This window comes from Shinella sp., assembly GCF_049651085.1.
GTDB lineage: Bacteria > Pseudomonadota > Alphaproteobacteria > Rhizobiales > Rhizobiaceae > Shinella.
Genome location: NZ_JBASBL010000027.1, coordinates 494564 through 514433, shown reverse-complemented (window position 1 = coordinate 514433; position 19870 = coordinate 494564). Strand labels below are relative to the sequence as shown.

Below are 19870 nucleotides of genomic sequence, written 5' to 3'. Positions count from 1 at the left end.
ACCAAGAGGGAACGAAAAATGAGCACTAAGATTTTCAGAAATGCAGCTGTAATTCTGGCAACCTTGCTGGCCACCAGCAGCCTCGGCGGCGCAGCACTTGCGCAATCCATTACGATTGCGATCGGCTCCGAACCATCGACCCTTGACCCCCAGTTGCGTGACGACGGCGGTGAACGGCAGGTCAACGACAATATCTATGAAGCGCTGATGACGCGCGAAGCCGCGGGCAAGCTTGTTCCCGGCCTTGCCGCCGCCGAACCGACGCAGATCAATGACACGACCTGGCAGTTCAAGCTGCGGGAAGGCGTGAAATTCCACAACGGCGCGGCTTTCAACGCTGATTCCGTGGTCGCGACGGTCACGCGGATCATCGATCCGGCAAACAACTCCGAGCAGATGGCCTATTTCAACACCATCGTCGGGGCCGAGAAAGTCGATGAGCTGACGGTCAACATCCTCACCAGCGGCACCGATCCGATCCTTCCCTCGCGCATGTACTGGATGCGGATCATCGACCCGGAATACAGCCGCACCGGCGACCTAGCGAGCGCGCCCGTCGGCACCGGGCCTTACAAGTTCGACTCGTGGAACCGGGGTAGCGACCTCAAGCTCGTGGCCAACTCCGACTACTGGGGCGGCGCGCCGAAAATCAAGGAAGCCACGTACCGTTTCGTCGCCGAGCCGGGCACGCGCCTTTCCGGTTTGATGGCGGGAGAATTCGATCTCATCACCAACCTGCTGCCCGAATTCACGACATCGGTGCCGAAATTTGCGGCCGTACCGGGTCTGGAGACTTCGGTCTTCGCGCTTGGAACCGACAATGAAGTCGTCAAGGACCCGAAGGTCCGCGAAGCCCTCAATCTGGCAATCGATCGTCAGTCGATGATCGACGGCCTCTTCATGGGCTATGCGACCATCGCCAACGGAACGAGCATCAACCACGCTGCCTTCGGCCACAACAAGGAGCTCAAGAGCTATCCGTTCGACCTGGCCCGGGCGCAGCAGCTGATCAAGGATGCCGGCGCGGTCGGCAAGCCCCTTCACGTCATCGGTGAATCCGGCCGTTGGCTGAAGGACCGCGAACAGATTGAAGCCGTTGCCGCTTTCTGGTCGCAGACCGGTTTGACGGTTACCGTCGAGATCCAGGAATTCTCGCAATATCTGGACAGCCTGATGGGGGATGGCCCGCGCCCGGACGCCATCTTCCTTCACAATTCCAATGAACTGCTGGATGCCGATCGCGAGTCTTCCTACCTGTATCACAAGGACGGGCAGGCCTCCTCGAACTCCGATGAAGAGATGGCGACGAAGATCGACGCCGCACGCGTCGAGCCGGACCAGGCGAAGCGCAAGGCGCTCTACGACGAGATCCAGCAGCGGATTCACGACCAGAACTACGCCATTCCGCTCTTCAACCTGCAGGACATCTACGGCCTGTCCGAGCGCATGGTCTGGCAGCCGCGCGTCGATGCGAAGCTCAAGATTATCGAGATGGATCTGACTGAATAGGTCAGGCACAGGGGCGCTTAAGGCGCCCCTGCCGCTTCTCACGTAACGAGATAGCAGGACGCTATGCCATGACCAGCTTCATCCTCCGCCGCCTCATGCAGGGGCTTCTCGTCATCTTCAGCGTGACGACCATCGTCTTTCTGGTCACGCGCCTGGCGGGAGATCCCGTTGCGCTGATGCTGCCCTTGAGCGCGACGGCGGAACAGCGCGCGAGCTTCTCTGCACAGATCGGGCTCGATCAGCCGCTTTGGGTACAATTCGCCCGCTTCGTTTCCGATGTCGGGACGCTCGATTTCGGTCAGAGCCTGTGGCAGAGGCGCCCTGCGATCGAAGTCGTCTTCGAACGGCTGCCCAACACAGCGCTTCTCGTTCTCGTCGGTATCGGCGGAGCGGCGTTGCTTGCCGTTCCCCTCGGCATGATCGCGGCCTTGCGCCCCGGCGGCCTTGTCGATCGCCTGACCATTTCAACGGGGCTGCTCGCAATGGCGATGCCGCAGTTCTGGCTTGGCCTGATGGCGATCGTGATCTTCGGCGTGACCCTGAGATGGCTGCCGACGTCGGGTTTTGGAACGGTGGCGCACATCGTCCTGCCGGCGTTGACCCTCGGCCTGATGCCGCTGACCCGCTTCATGATGATGGTCCGTGCCGTCATGATCGACGAGTTGAACAAACCCTATGTGCGCACGGCGCGGGCAAAGGGCCTCGGCCTTCACCGGATCCTGCGCAAGCACACGCTGCGCAACGTACTCGTGCCCTTCTTCTCGATCTCCGGCTGGGAGATCATCACCGCGCTCTCCGGCTATACGGTCGTGGTGGAGACCGTGTTCGGATGGCCTGGACTGGGCATGACGGCCGTGCAGGCAATCCAGCGCGGCGACCTGTTCCTCATGCAGGCCATCGTTTTCGTGATCGCTTTCCTCATCGTGCTGATCTCGATGATGATCGACATTCTCAGCCGTTTCGTAGACCCCCGGATAGAATTGAACTGATGCGCAGTTTCTTTGTTGAACTTTGGCATGACAAAGCGGCGGCGATCGGCCTGATCGTCATCGCGCTGATCGTCCTGGCGGCAATTTTCGCTCCCTGGCTCGCGCCCCACGACCCGGCGGCGCAAGCGCTGACCGCCCGCATGCGGCCGCCGGTCTGGCTGCCACGGGGCACATGGGACCACATCCTCGGCACCGACAATCTCGGCCGCGATGTCTTGTCCCGGGTGATCTGGGGCGGTCGCGTCACCCTGATCATCGGCGTGCTGACCTGTCTGATCGCCGCCACCATCGGAACGGTCGTCGGTCTGTGGGCAGGCTATGCCGGCGGACGGACGGATTCGATCCTCATGCGGCTGGTCGACATCCAGGTATCGTTTCCCGGTATTCTGCTGATCCTGCTGGTCGTCGGCATGATCGGATCGGGCGTCGGGACATTGGTGCTGGTGTTGTCGGTGACCAACTGGATGGTCTATGCGCGACTGGTGCGCGGGATTGTCTCCACGACGCGCCAATCGCAATATGTCGATGCCGCCGAGATCGTGGGCTGTCGGCCGGCGCGCGTCATCTTCCGGCACATATTGCCCAATCTCGTATCGCCGCTTCTGACGATCCTGATCCTGGAATTCACCAATATCGTGCTCGCCGAGGCTGCCGTGTCCTTCCTTGGCTTCGGCGTGCAGCCGCCAGCGACATCCTGGGGCCTCGATGTCGCGTCGGGGCGTGACTATCTCATCATCGCATGGTGGCTCGTGACCTTTCCGGGTCTGGCCATCGCGGCGACGGTCCTGTCCATCAATCTCTTTGCAAACTGGGTAAGGGTCACCACCGATCCCGAGGAGCGTGAGAAACGGTTTGCCCGCGCCGTGGCGGCAAAGCGATCCAGAAGGAGCCCGGCATGAGCGCTCCCATTCTGGAAGTGAAGGACCTGCATGTCGCCTTCGATACGAGGCGCGGCACCGTGCAGGCGCTCCGCGGCGTTTCCCTCTCGCTCGCACCGGGCGAGGCGCTGGCCATCGTCGGCGAATCCGGATCGGGAAAAAGCGTCACCGCGCAAAGCGTGATGGGGCTGATCGACGTGCCCGGCCGGATTTCCGGCGGATCGGTGCACTGGTGTGGCGAACCGCTCATCGGAGAAAAGCCCGTCCGCCGGGCGCGAGGCATATGGGGCAAGGAGATCGCGATGATCTTCCAGGACCCGATGACATCGCTCAATCCTCTGATGACCATCGGCGCCCAATTGTCCGAAGTCATGGAACTTCACCTGGGGCTCTCCCATTCGGCCGCACTCGCCCGGGCAGCCGAACTGCTCGACGCCGTGGGCATTTCCGGAGCAAGGCGCAGGCTCGAGCAATATCCGCACGAATTGTCCGGCGGCATGCGCCAGCGAGTGATGATCGCCATGGGCATCGCCTGCAACCCCCGCCTCCTCATTGCCGACGAGCCGACGACCGCGCTCGACGTCACGGTACAGGCGCAGATCCTGGAATTGCTCGCGCAGTTGCAGAAGGATCTCGGCCTTGCCATCATTCTCATAACGCACGATCTCGGGATCGTGGCGGGGCTGTGCCAGCGGGTCGCAGTCATGTATGCGGGCCAGATCATCGAGACTGGCGCCGTCGACGACATCTTCGAGCGACCCGCCCATCCTTACACGCAAGGGCTTTTGCGTTCGACCCCGGATCTCGACGGCGGTTCGAAGCGGCTGGTCTCGATCGAAGGTACGCCGCCCGGCCTCGTGCAGCCGCCGCCCGGCTGCGGTTTCTTCGACCGGTGCATCGTGAGGGAGGAAGCCTGTCGGGTTCCGCAAACCCTGCGTGAATACCAAGGAGGCTCCGTCGCCTGTCGCAAGGCCGGGATCGACGCATGGAAAGACGTTGTTGCATGACCCACACACTTTCAGTCCGAGATCTGGCCGTCGACTACAAGCTCTCCTCAGGCGGATTGTTCCGCAAGGCGCGCTCGCTCAACATCGTGAGCGACGTCGGCTTTGACATCAAGCCCGGCGAAACCCTCGGCCTCGTCGGTGAATCCGGATCGGGAAAGACGACGGTCGGGCGCGCCATACTGCGCCGACTGCATGCGGCCAACGGCAAGATCGTCTTCGAAGGCAAGGACATCACCAACCTGTCGGGCGAATCGTTGCGTAAGCTGCGCGCGCGCATGCAGATCGTTCTTCAGGATCCATATACGTCCCTCAACGCCCGTATGCGGGTGGTCGACATCGTGGCCGAACCGTTGGTCGTGCACGGTCTTGCCGCCTCCACCGAAGCGGCCCGGGCCGAAGTGATCTCCCTGCTCGAACGCGTCGGCCTGCCCGCGGATGCCGCGGATCGCTATCCGCACAGCTTTTCGGGCGGCCAGCGCCAGCGAATCGGCATCGCGAGGGCACTGGCGCTGAAGCCGGCGCTGATCATCGCGGATGAACCCGTATCCGCGCTCGACGTTTCAGTGCGCGCGCAGGTGGTCAATCTGCTGCAGGATCTCCAGCGCGACCTCGGGATAGCCATGCTCTTCATCGCGCATGACCTTGCGATCGTCCGGCATATCTCGCATCGCGTCGCCATCATGTATTCAGGTCGCATCGTTGAAATCGGCGATCGCGACGAGATCTACGAAAACCCGATCCATCCCTATACGGAAGCGCTTCTGTCTGCGGTTCCGGTCGCCAATCCCAAGCTGCAGCGCGCGCGCCGGCGCATCGTCTATCCGGGAGAGATGGTCGATCCGCTTCACCCGCCTGCGGGATGCCGTTTCAGTCCTCGCTGCCCGCTCGCGACCGACCAGTGCCGCACCGAGGCCCCGTCTCTGGAGAAGAAATCCGGCAATCATTTCGCCGCCTGCTGGAATCGGCCATCCGCATGAGCGAGATGATCTTCAGCCTGCCTGGCCTGGCAGTGGCCATCGCCCTGATCGCAGCGGGCGCCATCCAGGGATCCACGGGCTTCGGCTTCAACATGCTCGCAGCTCCGTTGCTGGCGATTATCGATCCGTCTTTCGTGCCGGGACCAATGCTGGCTCTGGCCACGATCGTGTGCATCGGCGGCGCGCTGCGCGAATATGCCGACGTGCATCGCCGCGATCTTGCCTTCTCGCTCTTCGGGCGGGTGATTGCGGCGAGCCTTGCCGCCCTGTGCCTCGGGCTCCTGAGCCCGCAAATCTTCTCGGCGCTGTTCGGCCTGTCGGTGCTGGCAGCGGTGGTGCTGAGCCTTGTGGGTCTCCAGATCCAGGCCACGCCGAAGACGCTCTTCGCTGCCGGTGCAATTTCCGGGTTCATGGGAACACTGACGTCGATCGGGTCGGCGCCGATGGCACTAGTCTATCAGAATACGACCGGCGCGAGGATGCGCGCCACCCTGAACGCATTCTTCGTTCTGGGTGGCCTGCTTTCCATTATCGCGCTCGCGCTCGTTGGCCAGTTCGGACGCAGCGACATCGTCCTTGCCGCATTCATGACACCGCCGGCCTTCATCGGTTTTCTTCTTTCCGGCTATACGCGCAACCTTGTCGATCGGGGGCATGTGAAGACCGTCGTGCTGGTCGTTTCGACCCTCTCAGGCCTGACACTATTGTGGAAGGCGTTCGGATAACCTGATCACCTTCCTGACCGGGGTCAGGCGCTACCCGTGCGCAAGTTTTCCAGATCGGCATCCCAGGAGGGCTCCGGGCCAATTTCATCGGCGAGGAAATCGATGAAGGTGCGGATGCAGGGATTGGAATGCCGGCCGTGAAAATACATCGCGTAGAGCGTATGGCTCATGCCTGACCTGTATCCGGGCAATACGGGCTGCAATTGTCCCGAGAGGATGCTGTCGGCCACCAGATAGGTCGGCAGGCAGGCAATGCCCTGCCCCTGCTTGGCCGCTTCGAATATGAGGGAGCTGCTGTTGCTCAAGATCGCCCCCTTTACCTGTACATCGCGAATTTCGTTCGTCTTGCGGAAGCTCCACGCACCGTTCATCGTCATGGCGCGGTAGACGAGGCAACGGTGATCGGCAAGCTCTCCCGGATCGCCCGGGGTTCCGAACCGCTGCAAATATTGCGGCGATGCGCAGTAGATCCAGTGAATGGACGCCAATTTCCTGGCCGGGTAGGACCAATCGGTCAAAGCCGTGATCCGCAAGGCGATGTCCGCCGTGTCCTCCGCCAGCTTCACATGGCGGTCTTCCAGCGAGATCATCGGCACGACTTCCGGGTATAGCTCGCAATACCGGGTGACGAGCGGTGCGAGCCTCGTGACGCCGAACGCGATCGAACAGGAAATCGTCAATTGCCCGGCGGGCTTGGCGTGAAGTTTCCTTGCACCTTCCACCACGTCGCCGATGTCGTTGAGCAGCTTCGCCGTCCCCTCGAAGAAGGACTTGCCATGTTCCGTGAGCGCCACGCTTCGCGTCGTGCGCCGGACCAGCATCGTCCCGACGCGCTCTTCCAGCTGGGCCAGGCTTTTGCTGACCGCCGATGGCGTTATGCCCAGCTTGCTGGCAGCCTTCGTCAGGCTCTGGGTCTCAACGATCTTGGAGAAGATCATCAGTTGAGAAATTGAAGCCAGGTCCTTCACGATACGTTCCATCTCTCTCGGTCTGAATGCCGATATCAGATTTCCTGCTTGGCCATCATGGCAGGAACGCACCGGCGCTGCGGTATAGCACATAAGCAGCGACGACGAAGATCACACTCGCAAAGATGCGACTGAGCGTGTTGCGCCCCGCAGAAAGGCGATTGGCCACCATCGTACCGGAAATGCCGCCGGCGACGCCTCCTGCGATGAACTGGGCGGCGACCTGCCAGTCGACCAGACCGGATGCGGCATAATTCATTGCCGTAGCGAGGCCGAAGCTGCCGACCGCCAGGAGAGAAGAGCCGATCGCATTGATCATCGGCATTCCCGTGGCCAGGACGAGCGCAGGAACGATGAGGAAGCCGCCGCCAATCCCGAAGAAGCCCGAGGCCATCCCGGTTGCGAAGGCGATCGCCCCCGTCGCCAGCGACGTGCGAAGGTCGACGGGGCGCTCGGGACACGAAACCTTCGCGCGAGGCCGAAGCATCAGGACGCCCACCGCTATCATCACCAGTCCGAAAAGGAAGAGCAGCCGGTCGCCGTCGACGAGCTTGCCGAGGCTCGAGCCGACGAGTGCACCCAGCGTCCCGAAGCCAACGAATATCAGCGCGAACCGCCAGCGCACATTGCCGCAACGGGCATGGCCGATCAGATTCGCGAAGGCATTCACCGATACGGCAAGCGCACTCGTTCCGATGGCGATATGCGGCTGGGAAACGCCAACGACATAGAGCAGCAGCGGCGTTGCGAGTATCGAGCCGCCACCGCCGATCAGGCCGAGAAAGAACCCGACCAGCGCCCCGGAAAGCAGCGTCGCAGCAAGGGTGGGCAGCATGCCGTCAGCCCTGCTTCCGGATCGAGGCGTTCTGCGCGCCTGTCGCGCCGATGCGGCCGCTCAAGGACGTGGGGCCGATCACCACGGATTGTCTCCGAGCGCGTCGAGCGGAATCTTCAGGTATCGCCTGCCGTTGTTTTCCGGTTCGGGAATCCGGCCGCCGGCAATGTTGACCTGTAGCGCATGCAGGATGAGCTTCGGCATCGGCAGCGTCGCATCGCGCGCCTGACGCAAGGCGACGAAGCTTTCCTCCGTCTGGCCTGCAATATGCGGATTGCCCTGCCTCTGCTCGGCCACCGTGCTCTCCCAGCGCGGTTCACGGCCGCCCGGCTGGTAGTCGTGTCCGGTGAAGATGCGGGTGTCGTCTGCAAGCGCAAGGATGGCCTGGATGGAGTTCCACAGCGCCCGCGCGCTGCCGCCGGGGAAATCCGCGCGCGCGGTCCCGGAATCCGGCATGAACAGGGTGTCGTGGACAAAGGCTGCGTCGCCGATCACATAGGTAATCGAGGCGAGCGTGTGGCCCGGCGAGAACATGACCCTCGCGTCGAGTGCGCCAATCTTGAAACGATCGCCATCGGCAAACAGACGATCCCACTGACGCCCGTCGGCCGGAAATTCCGGCCAATTGTACAGGCCCTTCCAGAGGTTCTGCACATCAATGATATGGGCGCCGATGGCCGTCTGGGCGCCGGTCTTTTCCTTGAGGTAAGCGCCCGCCGAAAAATGATCGGCGTGGGGATGCGTGTCGAGAATCCATTCGACCGTCAGCCCCTGCTCGCTCACATAGGCAAGAATCTCGTCGGCATGGTCCGTCCGGGTGGCTCCCGACTTTTCGTCATAGTCGAGGACGGGATCGATGATCGCGCATTTTCCGGTGGCCGGATCGCTGACGACGTACTGGATGCTCCAGGTGCGCGGATCGAAGAATCCCTTCACATCGGGCCTGGCGCTGCCGTCTCCGAAAGGCCGGAGCCGTTCCGGATCGGCCGGCTGAGCCACGAAGGAGGCGTTCTCAGGAATGGGGTCTGGATTCATCTGGCCGTGCTCCTCTCCGAGGTGGATTACGAGAAGGCGGCTTCAAGCCGGTTGACGGCTTCGCGAACAGTCGCACGCGGACATCCAAGATTGACCCGCATGAAAGCCCCGCCTTCGACGCCGAACTTCGTACCACGATCCAGCCACAGCCGGGCCTTCGTGAGCATGAAGTCGTTCAGCTCGGCAGGCGCAAGTCCGAGCCCGCTGCAATCCACCCATGCAAGGTAGAGCGATTCCGCCGGAAGAACCCGGACCTTGTTGGTGATTCTGGCCATTTCCCCAGAAAAATAGGCATGATTCCCGCGGATGTAGGTCAGAAGTTCCTCAAGCCAGGGTTCACCATGGGTATAAGCTGCCTCAGCCGCGATGAGCCCCATCGTCGAATTGGTCCCGGCACTGTTGCGCACCAGATGACGCTTCAGTTCTTCCCGCAGGCGCTTGTTGGCAATGATCGCATTGGCGTTGCGCAGGCCGGCCAGATTGAAGGTCTTGCTCGGCGCCGTGCAGGTGATGCTGTTTTGCGCAAAGTCTTCGCCGAGGCTTGCAAACGGTATGTGCTTCCTGGCGGGATCCATGATGAAATCCTGGTGGACTTCGTCCGAGATCACAAGCACTCCACGCCGCGCGCAGATCTCTCCCATCGTCCGCAACTCGTCCTCGGACCAGACGTTGCCCGTCGGATTGTGCGGATTGCACAGGATGAAGATCTTCGTGTTGTCTTTGATGGCACCTTCGAAGACCGCCTTGTCGAAGGTGTAGCGGCCGTTCTCATAGGTGAGAGGTGCCTGTGCAAGGAACCGGCCATTGACGAGGGGATCGCTGTGGAAATGGCCATAGACGGGCGGCTGAATGAGGACGCTGTCGCCGGGCGAGGAAAACGCCTGGATGATGTTCTTGATCGCTATGATCGTGCCCGGCAGCGGAACGATCCAGTCATGCGCGACCTCCCAGCCGAAGCGTCTGGCCTGCCACGCGCTCACGGCCTCGCGATAGGAGCTGGTGGCGCCGGCCGAATAGCCGAAAACGCCGAAGTCGATGAAATCGCGCAGCGCATCGACAACCGCCGGCGGCGCGCGGAAGTCCATGTCGGCGACCCACATGGGCAGGGGATCGCCAGCACATTGCTCCAGCGTCAGATAGGCTTCAGGAATGGACCACTTTTCGCAGTTCGAGGTGCGTCGATCCAGATGCTCGTCAAAGATCGAAACGCATTCCTGAGAATTGTCTACCTGCTTTAGCATTTCGCACCCACCCATCATTGCTATCCTGCCATGGTTTAAGGCCATGACAGCCGCAAGTGAAACGTCTTCCGCTCAACTCACTCATGAGCAAAATTCACAAATCGGGACATGCGGGCCACCGGATCGTGGGTTACCGGTTCGCCATGGAGGCCATGCGCTGCGAGTAGCGCCCGCCCGCCACCTTGGCCGGCGAAAGGAGATCGCCGAGACGGGCGGCCTCCTCGGCCGTCAGCGCCACGTCGGCAGCGGCGACGTTCTGTTCCAGATGCGGCACCTTGCTGGCACCGGGGATCGGCACGATGAAATCGCCCTGCGCCAGCACCCAGGCGAGCGCAAGCTGGGCGGCGGCCACGCCCTTTTCCTTCGCCATCTCCTCCAGCAGCGCAACCAGCGCCAGATTGGCATCGAAATTTTCCGCATCGAAGCGCGGCAGCGAGCGGCGGAAATCGTCGGCGGACAGACCGTCGAGCTTCTTCAGCGCACCGGTAAGCACGCCGCGGCCGAGCGGACTGAACGGCACGAAGCCGATGCCGAGCGAACGGCAGGTTTCGAGCACGCCGTTCTCTTCCACGTCGCGGGTCCACAGCGAATATTCGCTTTGGACGGCGGCGATCGGGTGCACGGCATGCGCCTTGCGGATCGTGTCCGCGCCTGCTTCTGAAAGGCCGAGAGCCTTCACCTTGCCTTCGCGCACCAGCTCCGCCATGGCGCCCACCGTCTCCTCGATCGGCACTGCGGGATCGACGCGGTGCTGGTAAAATAGATCGATGACGTCGACACCGAGCCGCTTCAGCGAGGCCTCGGCGACGGCTTTCACATTTTCCGGCCGGCTGTCCGTGCCGGTGATCATTTCCGCAGACGGCCGGGTCGGGTCGATGCGGAAGCCGAACTTGGTGGCGATCACCACATCGTCGCGCACCGGCTTCAGCGCCTTGCCGACGAGGATTTCGTTTCTGTAGGGCCCGTAGACCTCGGCCGTATCGAACAGGGTGACGCCGAGATCGACCGCGCGGTGCAGGGTGGCGATGGCCGCTGTCTCGTCGCTCGAGGGGCCATAGGCATGGCTCATCCCCATGCAGCCAAGACCGAGGGCCGAAACGTCGAGGGTGCCGAGTTTTCTCTGTTTCATGGCAAAATCCTTCCATTGGGCCAGCAAGGGCCGCAAACAGCGGCGGGCATCCGCCGTCATCCGTTCAAGATCATTCTGGAGCGCAGCGCTTGATCTGAAAATCGCTGCAAGCCAATGGCTTGTTCTACCCGATAGAGCGATCAACCGCACCCGGCTTTCGCAGCCTGCCGCGCCTTCGTCGACTACGTGCGCGACAAGAGCTGGATCGCCGCAGCAAAGCGCCTCGCCGCTTCGTGCAGCACCTCGGGCGCAAAGCCTGAAAAGCCGATGACGAGGCCTTGCCGGGGCGGGTTGGTGACCGCCATGGCCGATAGCGCCCGCACGCCGAGCCCCGCTTGGCGGGCGATTTCCACCACCGCCGTATCGGACGGCGTCTCCGGCAGGCCGGCGACGAGGTGCAGCCCCTGGTCCGGCACATCGACCGAAAGGCACCTCGCCAGCGAAAGGCCCGCCACGAGGGCATCGCGCGCCGCCTGCGCCTGCCGACGGGCGCGGCGCAGATGTGCGGCGAAATGGCCTTCGCGCAGGAGATCGCCCAGCGCGCCTTCCGCCAGCGTCGGCGGACTGCGGTCGCTGCGGCTGCGCAGCGCCACAAGCGTCTCCAGCAGCGGATCGGGAATGACCGCATAGCCAAGACGCAGCCCCGGAAAGAGCACCTTGGAGAAAGTGCCGAGGTAGATCACCCGGCCGCTGTCGTCCATGCCCTGCATGGCGGCGAGCGGCGGACCGGCAAAACGGAACTCGCTGTCGTAGTCGTCCTCGATGATCCAGCCGCCGGTGTCCCGCGCCCAGTCGATCAACGCGAGCCGGCGGCGCATGCTCATCGTCACGCCGAGCGGAAACTGGTGCGACGGTGTCACATAGACCGCACGGGCGCCCGCCACGGCAAAGCCGATGTCCGCGCCCTCCGCATCCACCGCAAGCCCGGACAGGACAAGGCCGTTGCCGGCAAAGGCGGCGCGGGCGCTGGGATAGCACGGGTCCTCGATCATCACGCGGTCGCCCGGCGCAAGCGCGCTGCGGATGATGAGATCGATACCCTGCTGCGTGCCGGTGGTGATGACGATGGAGCGCGTATCGCAGCGCACGCCGCGCGCCTGCCGCAGATAGGCAGCGACCGCCTCGCGCAGCGCCTCGCCACCGCGCGGATCGCCATAGTGGAAATGCTCGGGGCCCGGCCGGGCAAGGTGGCGCGAAAGCAGCGTGCGGAAGATACCCATGGTGCGCGCATCGGCCATGGCGACGCCGAGCGTTCCGGGCAGCGGCATTTTCAGCGCGGCGTCCGCCGTTTTCACCGGCGCTGCCGGTTTCATGGTCGGCACCCGGTCCGCAACGAAGGTGCCGGCGCCGGCGCGCGCCACGGCGTAGCCTTCGGCGATCAACATTTCAAAGGCCGCGACCACGCTGCCGCGCGACGTCTTCAGCCGCTGGGCGAGATCGCGCGAGGGAGGCAGCTTGCTTCCTGGCGGAATCGCGCCTGCCTCGATCAAGCGGCGCAGTTCCCGGTAAAGTGCCGGTGTGCGTTTTCCGGCGGCAGGCAGCACGGGAACGAGCAGGGACCAATCCGGCTGATTGGTCCGTATTTTTTCGTCTGAATTGGTGCTTTTTCGATCCAATGGCATGGCGCACCATGGCGGCTCATTCTTCGAAAGGCAAGACAGCATGACCGCCGAAACCAGTACCCACGCCTATCCCGTCACTGCGCGCAACCGCGTCAAGCGCCTGCACGAGCGGGGCAGCTATGACCGCGACAGCGTGTACGCCATTCTCGATGCGGCCATGCTCTGTCACGTCGCCTATGTCATCGATGGCCAGCCCTATGCGACGCCGACGCTGTTCTGGCGCAAGGGCGACACCCTCTACTGGCACGGCTCGTCCGCCAGCCGCATGCTGCGGCACCTGAAGGCCGGCACGCCCGCCTGCCTCACCGTCGCCCATCTCGACGGGCTGGTGCTCGCCCGCTCCGGCTTCAACCACTCGGCCAACTACCGCTCCGCCATGTGCTTCGGCACCGCGCGGCTCGTCGAGGACCCGGAGGAAAAGATCGAGGCTATGCGCGACGTCATCGACCGATTCTATCCCGGCCGCAGCGCGCTGCTGCGCCCGATCACGACGCAGGAGGCCAAGGCCACCACGATCATTGCCATGCAGATCGAGGAGGCTGCCGCAAAAGTGCGCGCCAAGGGCGTCGGCGACGACGAGGAGGATTTCGCCCTGCCCATCTGGGCTGGGGTGATTCCCGTCACCACGATGCTCGGCACCGCCGAGACCTGCCACCGGCTGGTGGAGGGCGTCGAAAAGCCCGAAACCCTGTCGATCTTCCCCGTGGGCGGCAAGCTGGATACGGCGCTCCTGACGGGGCAGCGGATCTACGAAGGCGGCTGACGCGAGGATTGTGGACGCAAGGTCAGAGGGCGGAGAATTGCAGGGGCGTTTTCCGGCAAAACGTCCCCGCATACTAGGTGACAGGCCCCTTGCCATCGGCCGGTACAGCGGCTAAACAGCCTTCGCGCAGGACGACCTGCGCCTTGTACGTTCCGGGGACGGCCCCTCTTCTCGCAGACGAGATCAGGATAGCCCCGTTGAACCCTTCACGCCCTTCCCTTCCGAATTCAGCAGCACCTTTTGCCGCGCTGCGCATCGCCGTCTGGCGATCACAGCCGAATTTCCGCAAGCTGATGCCCTTCCAAGGATAGACCATGGCCGGACCCATTGAACAATTCGAGATCAAGCCGCTGATCCCCTTTGAAATCGGCGGGCTCGACCTGAGCTTCACCAATTCCTCCGCCTATATGGCCCTGACAGCGATCGTCGCCACCGGCTTCCTTCTCCTGGCCACGCGCCGCGGGGCGATGGTGCCGGGCCGCTGGCAGTCGAGCGCGGAACTGGTCTACGAGTTCATTGCCAAGACGCTGCGCGCCAATGCGGGCGAGCAGGGCATGCGCTTCTTCCCGCTGGTCTTCTCGCTGTTCATGTTCATCCTCGTGGCGAACCTTGTCGGCATGTTCCCCTATGCCTTCACGGTGACGAGCCACCTCATCGTTACCTTCGCGCTGGCCATGTTGGTCTTTTCGACCGTTACGCTCTACGGCCTGTTCAAGCACGGCGCTGGCTTCCTGCGGCTTTTCGTGCCGGCGGGCGTACCGATGATCCTGACGCCGATCATCGTGCCGATCGAAGTGATTTCCTATCTCTCGCGCCCGGTCAGCCACTCGGTACGTCTCTTCGCCGTCATGCTGGCCGGCCACATCACACTGAAGGTCTTCGCCGGCTTCGTCGTGTCGATGGGCGGGCTCGGCACGCTCGGCATACTGGGCGCCGTGCTGCCTTTCGCCATGACCGTGGCGCTGACGGCGCTGGAACTGCTGATGGCGGTCATCCAGGCCTATGTCTTCACCATGCTGACCTGCATGTACCTCAACGACGCGCTGCATCCCGGCCACTAGGGGCACGATGTCAGGATACTGCGGAAGGGCGGCGCCAGGATCGCCCTTCCTGCGTGACGGCGGGGCGCGTCAAACCGCCTCCCAGCCGTCCTTTTCGCTGGCCCGGTAGATCGCATCGATGAGCTTCTGATTGTTGACCGAGCTTTCGAGCGACACCACTTCCTCGTTTTCGCCAAGCGCCGCGCGGGAAAACGCTTCGGCCTGGCGTTTGTACTGGCGGGCATCCTGGAAGCGGAAAACCTGGCTTTCGGCGTGGTTCTGGTTGGTCAACTCGACTTCCTCCGCGCCGTAGCGGTCGGCGTTGAACGGCGACTTCACCTCGATGAAACCCTTGTCGCCATGGAATACCATGACCTGACGCTGGGCGAGCTGGGTGGAGATGTAGAAGGACAATTCGAAATCGCCGAAATCGGCGCGCACGCTCGAATAGATGTCGGTGCCGAATTCCGGGTCGCGGTCGGTGCTCGCCTGCACGCGCACCGGCTCCTTGCCGGTGGCAAAGCGCGTGGTGATCGTCGGATAGACGCCGATATCCGGCAGGCCGCCGCCGCCGAGCGCCGGCACGTTGCGCATGTTGCCGGGGTCGCGATTGTAGTAGGTGAAGGCGCCCTGCACATGGCGCAGCCGGCCGATCGCGCCATCGGCCAGCAGCGAGCGGACCTTGCGCCAGACGGGGCTGTAGGTGACCATATAGGCTTCGCAGATCAGCACCCTGTTGCGCTCGCGCGCATCGATCAGCGAGGCGATCTCACCGGCATGGAGCGCGATCGGCTTTTCGCAGAGCACATGCTTTCCCGCATCCGCCGCCTTGATCGACCATTCCACATGCTGGGCGGTCGGCAGCGGGATATAGACGGCGTCGATCGTGTCGGAGGCCAGCATCTCCTCATAGGAGCCGAAGGCATGCGGCACGGAGAAGCGGTCCGCCATGGCGCGGGCCTTGGCAAGATCGCGGCTGGCGACAGCGGTGACGACGCAGTTTTCCGCGTCCTGGATGGCCGGCACGACGAGGTCACGGCCGATCTTGGCCGTCGACAGGATTCCGAAACGCAGCATGATGATGTCTCCCTGATTGCGGCGGCAGAGTAGTCGGCGGACACCACCCTCGCAAGCGAACATGGCAGCAATAAATCCGGGCAAAGGCGTGCAAAGGGCCGCTCCACACCCTATGTTGCCGGGAGATTTCAGCACGAACCCCATTGGAGGCCTCCATGCAGTTTCGTTCCCTCGGCAAGACCGGCCTGTCGATTGCGCCCCTCGTCTTCGGCGGCAATGTCTTCGGCTGGACGGCCGACGAGAAGATCTCCTTCGACCTTCTGGACGCCTTCACCGGAGCCGGCTTCAACGCGATCGACACGGCGGATGTCTATTCCCGCTGGGCGCCGGGCAATCAGGGAGGAGAATCCGAGGCGATCATCGGCAAATGGTTCAAGCGCTCCGGCATTGCGCGCGACAAGGTGGTGATCATCACCAAGGTCGGCGCAGACATGGGACAGGGCCGGCGGGACCTGCGCAAATCCTGGATCGTCGAAGAGGTCGAGGCCTCGCTGAAGCGCCTCCAGAGCGACCATATCGACCTCTACCTCTCACACTGGCCGGACGCCGAAACGCCCTATGAGGAAACGCTGGAAGCCCATGCGCGCCTCGTCAAGGACGGCAAGGTGCGCGCCTTCGGCGCCTCCAACCTCGATGCCAGCCAGTTGCAGGCCTCCTTCGCCGCCGCCGACGGAGCCGGCCTGCCGCGTTACGCCGTGCTCCAGCCGGAATACAATCTCTACGACCGCGACGGTTTCGAGGGCGCGCTGGCCGACCTCTGCCAGAAGGAAGGCATCGGCGTCATCACCTACTACAGCCTCGCCTCCGGCTTCCTGACGGGCAAATACCGCACGAAGGCGGATACCGAGGGCAAGGCGCGCGGCGATGGCGTCGTGCACTATCTCGACGACAAGGGGCAGCGCATTCTTGCGACGCTCGACCGGGTCGCGGCCGAGACCGGCGCAAAGCCGGCGGAAATCGCGCTCGCCTGGCTGATGGCCAAACCCGCCGTCACCGCGCCGATTGCAAGCGCCACCAGCCTTGAACAGCTCGCCAGCCTGACGAAGGCGGCCGCGCTATCGCTTTCCGCCGGGCAGATGGCCGCGCTCGATCAGGCGGGAGCGGGGTCATGACCCTCATCATCCGCGACGCGGTCGAAAGCGACGAGACGGCCTGGAGAAAGCTCTGGGCCGGCTATCTTGCCTTCTACAAGACCGACGTGCCGGAGGAGGCGACCGCCTTCACCTGGGCCCGTATCCTCGACGCCGGTTCGCGTGTCTCGATGCGCGTCGCCGAGGAGGACGGCAAAGTGCTCGGCTTTGCCATCCACCACTACCACGATTCCACCTGGGACATCGCGCCGGAAGGCTATCTCGAAGACCTCTTCGTCGACGAGACGGCGCGCGGCAAGGGTGTCGGCCGGGCGCTGGTCGACGATCTCATCGCCATTTCGAAGCGCCACGGCTGGCGCGGCATCTACTGGCACACCAGCCACGACAATGCGCCGGCCAGAAAACTCTACGACAGTTATGTCGAGACGGACGGACACATCCGCTACCGTTTGCAAACATAGAACGGGCCCGCAGAGCTTCCGCAGCCATCCGCTTTTGCCAAATGGCGCGCGCGCCGGTAGAAGCGTGAAAAAAATTGCCGGAGCATTGCTTGAAAACCATCGCGATAGATTTCGAAACAGCCAATGAGCAGCGGGGGAGTGCCTGTTCCGTCGGACTGGCATGGATCGAGGATGGCCGTGTCGTGCGCGTCGAGGAGCGGCTGATCCGGCCGAAATCCATGCGCTTCTCCTCCTTCAACATCGCGATTCACGGCATCCGGCCAGAGCATGTGGAGGATGCCGGAGAGTTCCCGGAAGTGATGGACGAGTTCGCCGACGACTTTCGCGACGCGACCATGATTGCCCATAATGCAGCGTTCGATTTCAGCGTCTGGCGAGCATGTCTCGACCAGTACCGGCAAAGTTATCCCGAGCTACGCTATCTCTGCTCGGTGAAAATGGCGCAGAAGGTCTGGCCGGATCTCGGCTCCCACAAGCTGAACGTCCTGGCCTCGTATCTCGGCCTCTCCTTCGTGCATCACAATGCGGCCGAAGACGCCGCGATCTGCGCCGAAGCCGCAATCTCGATCGCCCGCTCCCTGCGGGTCTCGAGCGTTCACGACGTTCCCGCAAAGATTGGCATGAAAGCCGGCCGATTGTTCGCCGGAGGCTACGAAGCCTGCACCTGCCGCAAGAGCTGAATGCTCTAGCTTTTTGTTTTTTATGCATTACCCGGCGCCGAAGCGATGCCGTTCCGGCTGAAAATGCGTTAGCCGTCGCCTGGGCCGTCGGGCTGGTCGATAGCCTCGTCTGTGCGGCGCCGGATACGTGCGGGATTTCCCCCAGCGAAGTGGTGCGCCGGGACAGGGCGACGAACCAGGCTACCCGGGCCGACCCACACTCCCTCGCCTAGCGTTGCATCCGCCAGAACGTGGGCAGCCGTGGCAAGGACGACATCCTCTCCGGTATTGGCACCCCGTACGGACGCGAAATTCATCAGCGTCGAGTAGTTCCCGACACTGGCATTGTTTCCTACGGCAGCATAGGCGGATAGGGTCGTGAATTCTCCCAACGCACCGTCGATCAAGAGGGATGCGAACGGAAATATGATCGATCCCCTACCGATCTTGCAGCTCTTCCCGACCGCGGCGAAACGATCGACATAGGAAGCAAAGGTGAGGCCGATCGCCTCGCCGCGGGCCTGATACAACCGTTTGTCGGCCGGTTTGCTCAGGGCGAGGAAGGCAAGGCGGCATGGCAGGTCATATGTTTCAAAGGTTCGAACAGGAATCCCGTGGAGGTGTTCCTGCTGCAAACCGTCGTCGATGATGCAAACGATATTCCAGGCCGGATCGCCATCGATACGGTCGATAAGCATCTGCCCGACGGCACGCCCTCCCACCAGAACAACGTCAGCCAAGGTCCACTCCCGATTTGCCGGCCGCGTGTACGTCCATGAACCCCACGGGCAGAAAATGGCGAACCCAGATCTCACGGGCTTCGAGCCAGTCGCGTCGCCCCTGCTCGCTGCGCAGCATCTGGCGCAGACGAGCAAAGAACGTCGTGTTCGCCATCGAGTAAGCGCGACAACCGGCACAATCGATATTCGGGCTGCAACATTTTCCGTCGGTCGAATGATCTATGCTGTGATGGACCTGGCCGGTTTGCAGGACGCCGCAATTCGTGGCGACGCCTGTCTCGGGATTGATCTCGTAGAGTTCGTCCTGTGTCACCCAGGCATCGTATGCGAGCGAGTACTCGATGGTTCCGGGGAAAAGCTGCATGGCTTCGAGGATCTTTTCCCGCGCCATGGCATAGTCTTCCCGCGTCAGCACCGGCGTCTGATCGCTGTTGCCCATGCGGAAATATTCAGAAGTGACCGTCGCGCCGGAAGCGCTCTTCGCATTGTACAATGTCGTGGGACTAAAATAGCTGAAGGTCAACGGGACGCCGTGATCGCGTGCCAGCCGGGTCATCGGCACGATGTCGTCCATGTTCAGCGCGGTTATCGTAAACACGAAGACGGCACGGGGATCCTCGCTGTAGTTTTTCAGCGCCTTGCGCAAGACGTCGGCAACACGCAGCGCCTTGGTCGTCTTGCCGATCCCCCAGGTCGAGATGTGAATGCGGTACTGAATGTCATCAGGAATGCGATGCGTTCCGTTCGTAAACACGATGCCACGCGGGATATGGCGCTGGGACATGCGAATGCGGTCCGGCACCAACGACGGCTCGGCACCCGACATGTAAGCCAGATTGATACCGCGCACGGCTTCACTGGCAAAAAGGCGGTTCCACTGGTCGGCGGACCGATCGTCGGAATGCTGCGCGAAGGTTTCGCCCTCGAAAAAAAGACAGCCCTCGCATTTCAGATTGCATATGCCGGCCACATCATAACTTCCGGCTCGGACGAGGCCCACCGCGTGCTGGATTTCGCGAATGCGGCTCAAAGAATCTGCAGTCTGCGACATGAAAATCCCTGCTATAAAATCAAAACTATGAAACGGTTCCGGTACATGCGAGCGCCGAAATAGACCCAATCAC

At 62.7% G+C, this 19870-nt stretch carries 19 protein-coding genes and 1 pseudogene; 11 read left to right on the top strand and 9 right to left on the bottom strand.

Features of this window, described 5'->3' with window-relative positions; all coding sequences use genetic code 11:
* Nucleotides 1-18: 18 nt before the first annotated feature.
* The 6 genes from WA950_RS19730 (at nucleotide 19) to WA950_RS19705 (ending at nucleotide 6085) form a co-directional block, all read left to right on the top strand.
* Complete coding sequence (locus WA950_RS19730; protein ID WP_424553422.1) at nucleotides 19-1509, top strand: ABC transporter substrate-binding protein; 1491 nt, start codon at nucleotides 19-21, stop codon at nucleotides 1507-1509.
* Between the two features lie 68 nt (nucleotides 1510-1577).
* Entirely contained in the window at nucleotides 1578-2498 is a 921-nt protein-coding gene (locus WA950_RS19725; protein ID WP_424553421.1) for an ABC transporter permease, read from the top strand.
* Nucleotides 2498-3397, top strand: coding sequence for an ABC transporter permease (locus tag WA950_RS19720; protein WP_424553420.1), 900 nt, complete (start codon nucleotides 2498-2500; stop codon nucleotides 3395-3397). The genes WA950_RS19725 and WA950_RS19720 overlap by 1 nt, the downstream gene beginning before the upstream one ends.
* Nucleotides 3394-4383, top strand: coding sequence for an ABC transporter ATP-binding protein (locus tag WA950_RS19715; protein ID WP_424553419.1), 990 nt, complete (start codon nucleotides 3394-3396; stop codon nucleotides 4381-4383). The genes WA950_RS19720 and WA950_RS19715 overlap by 4 nt, the downstream gene beginning before the upstream one ends.
* On the top strand, nucleotides 4380-5360 hold the full coding sequence (locus WA950_RS19710; RefSeq protein ID WP_424553418.1) for an ABC transporter ATP-binding protein: 981 nt from the start codon (nucleotides 4380-4382) through the stop codon (nucleotides 5358-5360). The genes WA950_RS19715 and WA950_RS19710 overlap by 4 nt, the downstream gene beginning before the upstream one ends.
* Nucleotides 5357-6085 (top strand): TSUP family transporter, encoded by a 729-nt coding sequence (locus tag WA950_RS19705; RefSeq protein WP_424553417.1) that lies wholly within the window; start codon nucleotides 5357-5359, stop codon nucleotides 6083-6085. The genes WA950_RS19710 and WA950_RS19705 overlap by 4 nt, the downstream gene beginning before the upstream one ends.
* A 23-nt stretch (nucleotides 6086-6108) precedes the next feature.
* Here WA950_RS19705 and WA950_RS19700 read toward each other — a convergent pair whose 3' ends face one another.
* The 6 genes and pseudogenes from WA950_RS19700 to WA950_RS19675 form a co-directional block, all read right to left on the bottom strand.
* Nucleotides 6109-7065 carry a LysR family transcriptional regulator gene (locus WA950_RS19700; protein WP_424553416.1) on the bottom strand — a complete coding sequence of 319 codons (957 nt, stop codon included), beginning with the start codon at nucleotides 7063-7065 and terminating at the stop codon, nucleotides 6109-6111.
* 43 nt (nucleotides 7066-7108) lie between these two features.
* Nucleotides 7109-7888, bottom strand: coding sequence for a sulfite exporter TauE/SafE family protein (locus tag WA950_RS19695; protein WP_424553415.1), 780 nt, complete (start codon nucleotides 7886-7888; stop codon nucleotides 7109-7111).
* A gap of 78 nt (nucleotides 7889-7966) precedes the next feature.
* Nucleotides 7967-8833: pseudogene (locus WA950_RS19690) on the bottom strand (MBL fold metallo-hydrolase); the annotation flags it as partial.
* 116 nt (nucleotides 8834-8949) lie between these two features.
* The gene (locus WA950_RS19685; protein WP_424553414.1) at nucleotides 8950-10164 is read right to left on the bottom strand and encodes a MalY/PatB family protein; all 1215 of its coding nucleotides are present in this window, start codon (nucleotides 10162-10164) and stop codon (nucleotides 8950-8952) included.
* A gap of 130 nt (nucleotides 10165-10294) precedes the next feature.
* Entirely contained in the window at nucleotides 10295-11293 is a 999-nt protein-coding gene (locus tag WA950_RS19680) for an aldo/keto reductase (protein WP_424553413.1), read from the bottom strand.
* Between the two features lie 182 nt (nucleotides 11294-11475).
* Nucleotides 11476-12915, bottom strand: a complete 1440-nt coding sequence (locus WA950_RS19675; protein ID WP_424553412.1) for a PLP-dependent aminotransferase family protein — start codon at nucleotides 12913-12915, stop codon at nucleotides 11476-11478.
* A gap of 40 nt (nucleotides 12916-12955) precedes the next feature.
* On the opposite strand from WA950_RS19675, the gene WA950_RS19670 reads away from it, so the two are divergent.
* Nucleotides 12956-13678, top strand: a complete 723-nt coding sequence (locus WA950_RS19670; protein WP_424553411.1) for a pyridoxamine 5'-phosphate oxidase family protein — start codon at nucleotides 12956-12958, stop codon at nucleotides 13676-13678.
* 314 nt (nucleotides 13679-13992) lie between these two features.
* On the top strand, nucleotides 13993-14739 hold the full coding sequence (locus WA950_RS19665; protein ID WP_424553410.1) for a F0F1 ATP synthase subunit A: 747 nt from the start codon (nucleotides 13993-13995) through the stop codon (nucleotides 14737-14739).
* Between the two features lie 69 nt (nucleotides 14740-14808).
* Here the strand turns inward: WA950_RS19665 and WA950_RS19660 are convergent, their stop codons facing one another.
* A complete protein-coding gene (locus WA950_RS19660; RefSeq protein WP_424553409.1) occupies nucleotides 14809-15795 on the bottom strand; it encodes a Gfo/Idh/MocA family protein in 987 nt (328 codons plus the stop codon).
* A 155-nt stretch (nucleotides 15796-15950) separates the two neighbouring features.
* On the opposite strand from WA950_RS19660, the gene WA950_RS19655 reads away from it, so the two are divergent.
* The 3 genes from WA950_RS19655 (at nucleotide 15951) to WA950_RS19645 (ending at nucleotide 18027) form a co-directional block, all read left to right on the top strand.
* Entirely contained in the window at nucleotides 15951-16907 is a 957-nt protein-coding gene (locus WA950_RS19655) for an aldo/keto reductase (protein WP_424553408.1), read from the top strand.
* Nucleotides 16904-17347, top strand: coding sequence for an N-acetyltransferase family protein (locus WA950_RS19650; protein ID WP_424553407.1), 444 nt, complete (start codon nucleotides 16904-16906; stop codon nucleotides 17345-17347). Before WA950_RS19655 ends, WA950_RS19650 begins: the two co-directional genes overlap by 4 nt.
* Nucleotides 17348-17436: 89 nt before the next feature.
* Nucleotides 17437-18027 (top strand): 3'-5' exonuclease, encoded by a 591-nt coding sequence (locus tag WA950_RS19645; protein ID WP_424553406.1) that lies wholly within the window; start codon nucleotides 17437-17439, stop codon nucleotides 18025-18027.
* Between the two features lie 68 nt (nucleotides 18028-18095).
* On the opposite strand, the gene WA950_RS19640 is transcribed toward WA950_RS19645, so the two are convergent.
* Nucleotides 18096-18746 (bottom strand): hypothetical protein, encoded by a 651-nt coding sequence (locus WA950_RS19640; RefSeq protein ID WP_424553405.1) that lies wholly within the window; start codon nucleotides 18744-18746, stop codon nucleotides 18096-18098.
* A complete protein-coding gene (locus WA950_RS19635) occupies nucleotides 18739-19797 on the bottom strand; it encodes a hypothetical protein (protein WP_424553404.1) in 1059 nt (352 codons plus the stop codon). The genes WA950_RS19640 and WA950_RS19635 overlap by 8 nt, the downstream gene beginning before the upstream one ends.
* Nucleotides 19798-19870: the final 73 nt, after the last annotated feature.

Excerpts from the sequence above, each read along its gene's own strand:
- WA950_RS19685 (WP_424553414.1), bottom strand. The coding sequence starts at position 10,164 with ATGCTAAAGCAGGTAGACAATTCTCAGGAATGCGTTTCGATCTTTGAC.
- WA950_RS19710 (WP_424553418.1), top strand. The coding sequence starts at position 4,380 with ATGACCCACACACTTTCAGTCCGAGATCTGGCCGTCGACTACAAGCTC.
- WA950_RS19675 (WP_424553412.1), bottom strand. The coding sequence starts at position 12,915 with ATGCCATTGGATCGAAAAAGCACCAATTCAGACGAAAAAATACGGACC.
- WA950_RS19730 (WP_424553422.1), top strand. The coding sequence starts at position 19 with ATGAGCACTAAGATTTTCAGAAATGCAGCTGTAATTCTGGCAACCTTG.
- WA950_RS19700 (WP_424553416.1), bottom strand. The coding sequence starts at position 7,065 with ATGGAACGTATCGTGAAGGACCTGGCTTCAATTTCTCAACTGATGATC.
- WA950_RS19650 (WP_424553407.1), top strand. The coding sequence starts at position 16,904 with ATGACCCTCATCATCCGCGACGCGGTCGAAAGCGACGAGACGGCCTGG.
- WA950_RS19715 (WP_424553419.1), top strand. The coding sequence starts at position 3,394 with ATGAGCGCTCCCATTCTGGAAGTGAAGGACCTGCATGTCGCCTTCGAT.
- WA950_RS19670 (WP_424553411.1), top strand. The coding sequence starts at position 12,956 with ATGACCGCCGAAACCAGTACCCACGCCTATCCCGTCACTGCGCGCAAC.
- WA950_RS19720 (WP_424553420.1), top strand. The coding sequence starts at position 2,498 with ATGCGCAGTTTCTTTGTTGAACTTTGGCATGACAAAGCGGCGGCGATC.
- WA950_RS19655 (WP_424553408.1), top strand. The coding sequence starts at position 15,951 with ATGCAGTTTCGTTCCCTCGGCAAGACCGGCCTGTCGATTGCGCCCCTC.
- WA950_RS19680 (WP_424553413.1), bottom strand. The coding sequence starts at position 11,293 with ATGAAACAGAGAAAACTCGGCACCCTCGACGTTTCGGCCCTCGGTCTT.
- WA950_RS19695 (WP_424553415.1), bottom strand. The coding sequence starts at position 7,888 with ATGCTGCCCACCCTTGCTGCGACGCTGCTTTCCGGGGCGCTGGTCGGG.
- WA950_RS19660 (WP_424553409.1), bottom strand. The coding sequence starts at position 15,795 with ATGCTGCGTTTCGGAATCCTGTCGACGGCCAAGATCGGCCGTGACCTC.
- WA950_RS19705 (WP_424553417.1), top strand. The coding sequence starts at position 5,357 with ATGAGCGAGATGATCTTCAGCCTGCCTGGCCTGGCAGTGGCCATCGCC.
- WA950_RS19635 (WP_424553404.1), bottom strand. The coding sequence starts at position 19,797 with ATGTCGCAGACTGCAGATTCTTTGAGCCGCATTCGCGAAATCCAGCAC.
- WA950_RS19665 (WP_424553410.1), top strand. The coding sequence starts at position 13,993 with ATGGCCGGACCCATTGAACAATTCGAGATCAAGCCGCTGATCCCCTTT.
- WA950_RS19725 (WP_424553421.1), top strand. The coding sequence starts at position 1,578 with ATGACCAGCTTCATCCTCCGCCGCCTCATGCAGGGGCTTCTCGTCATC.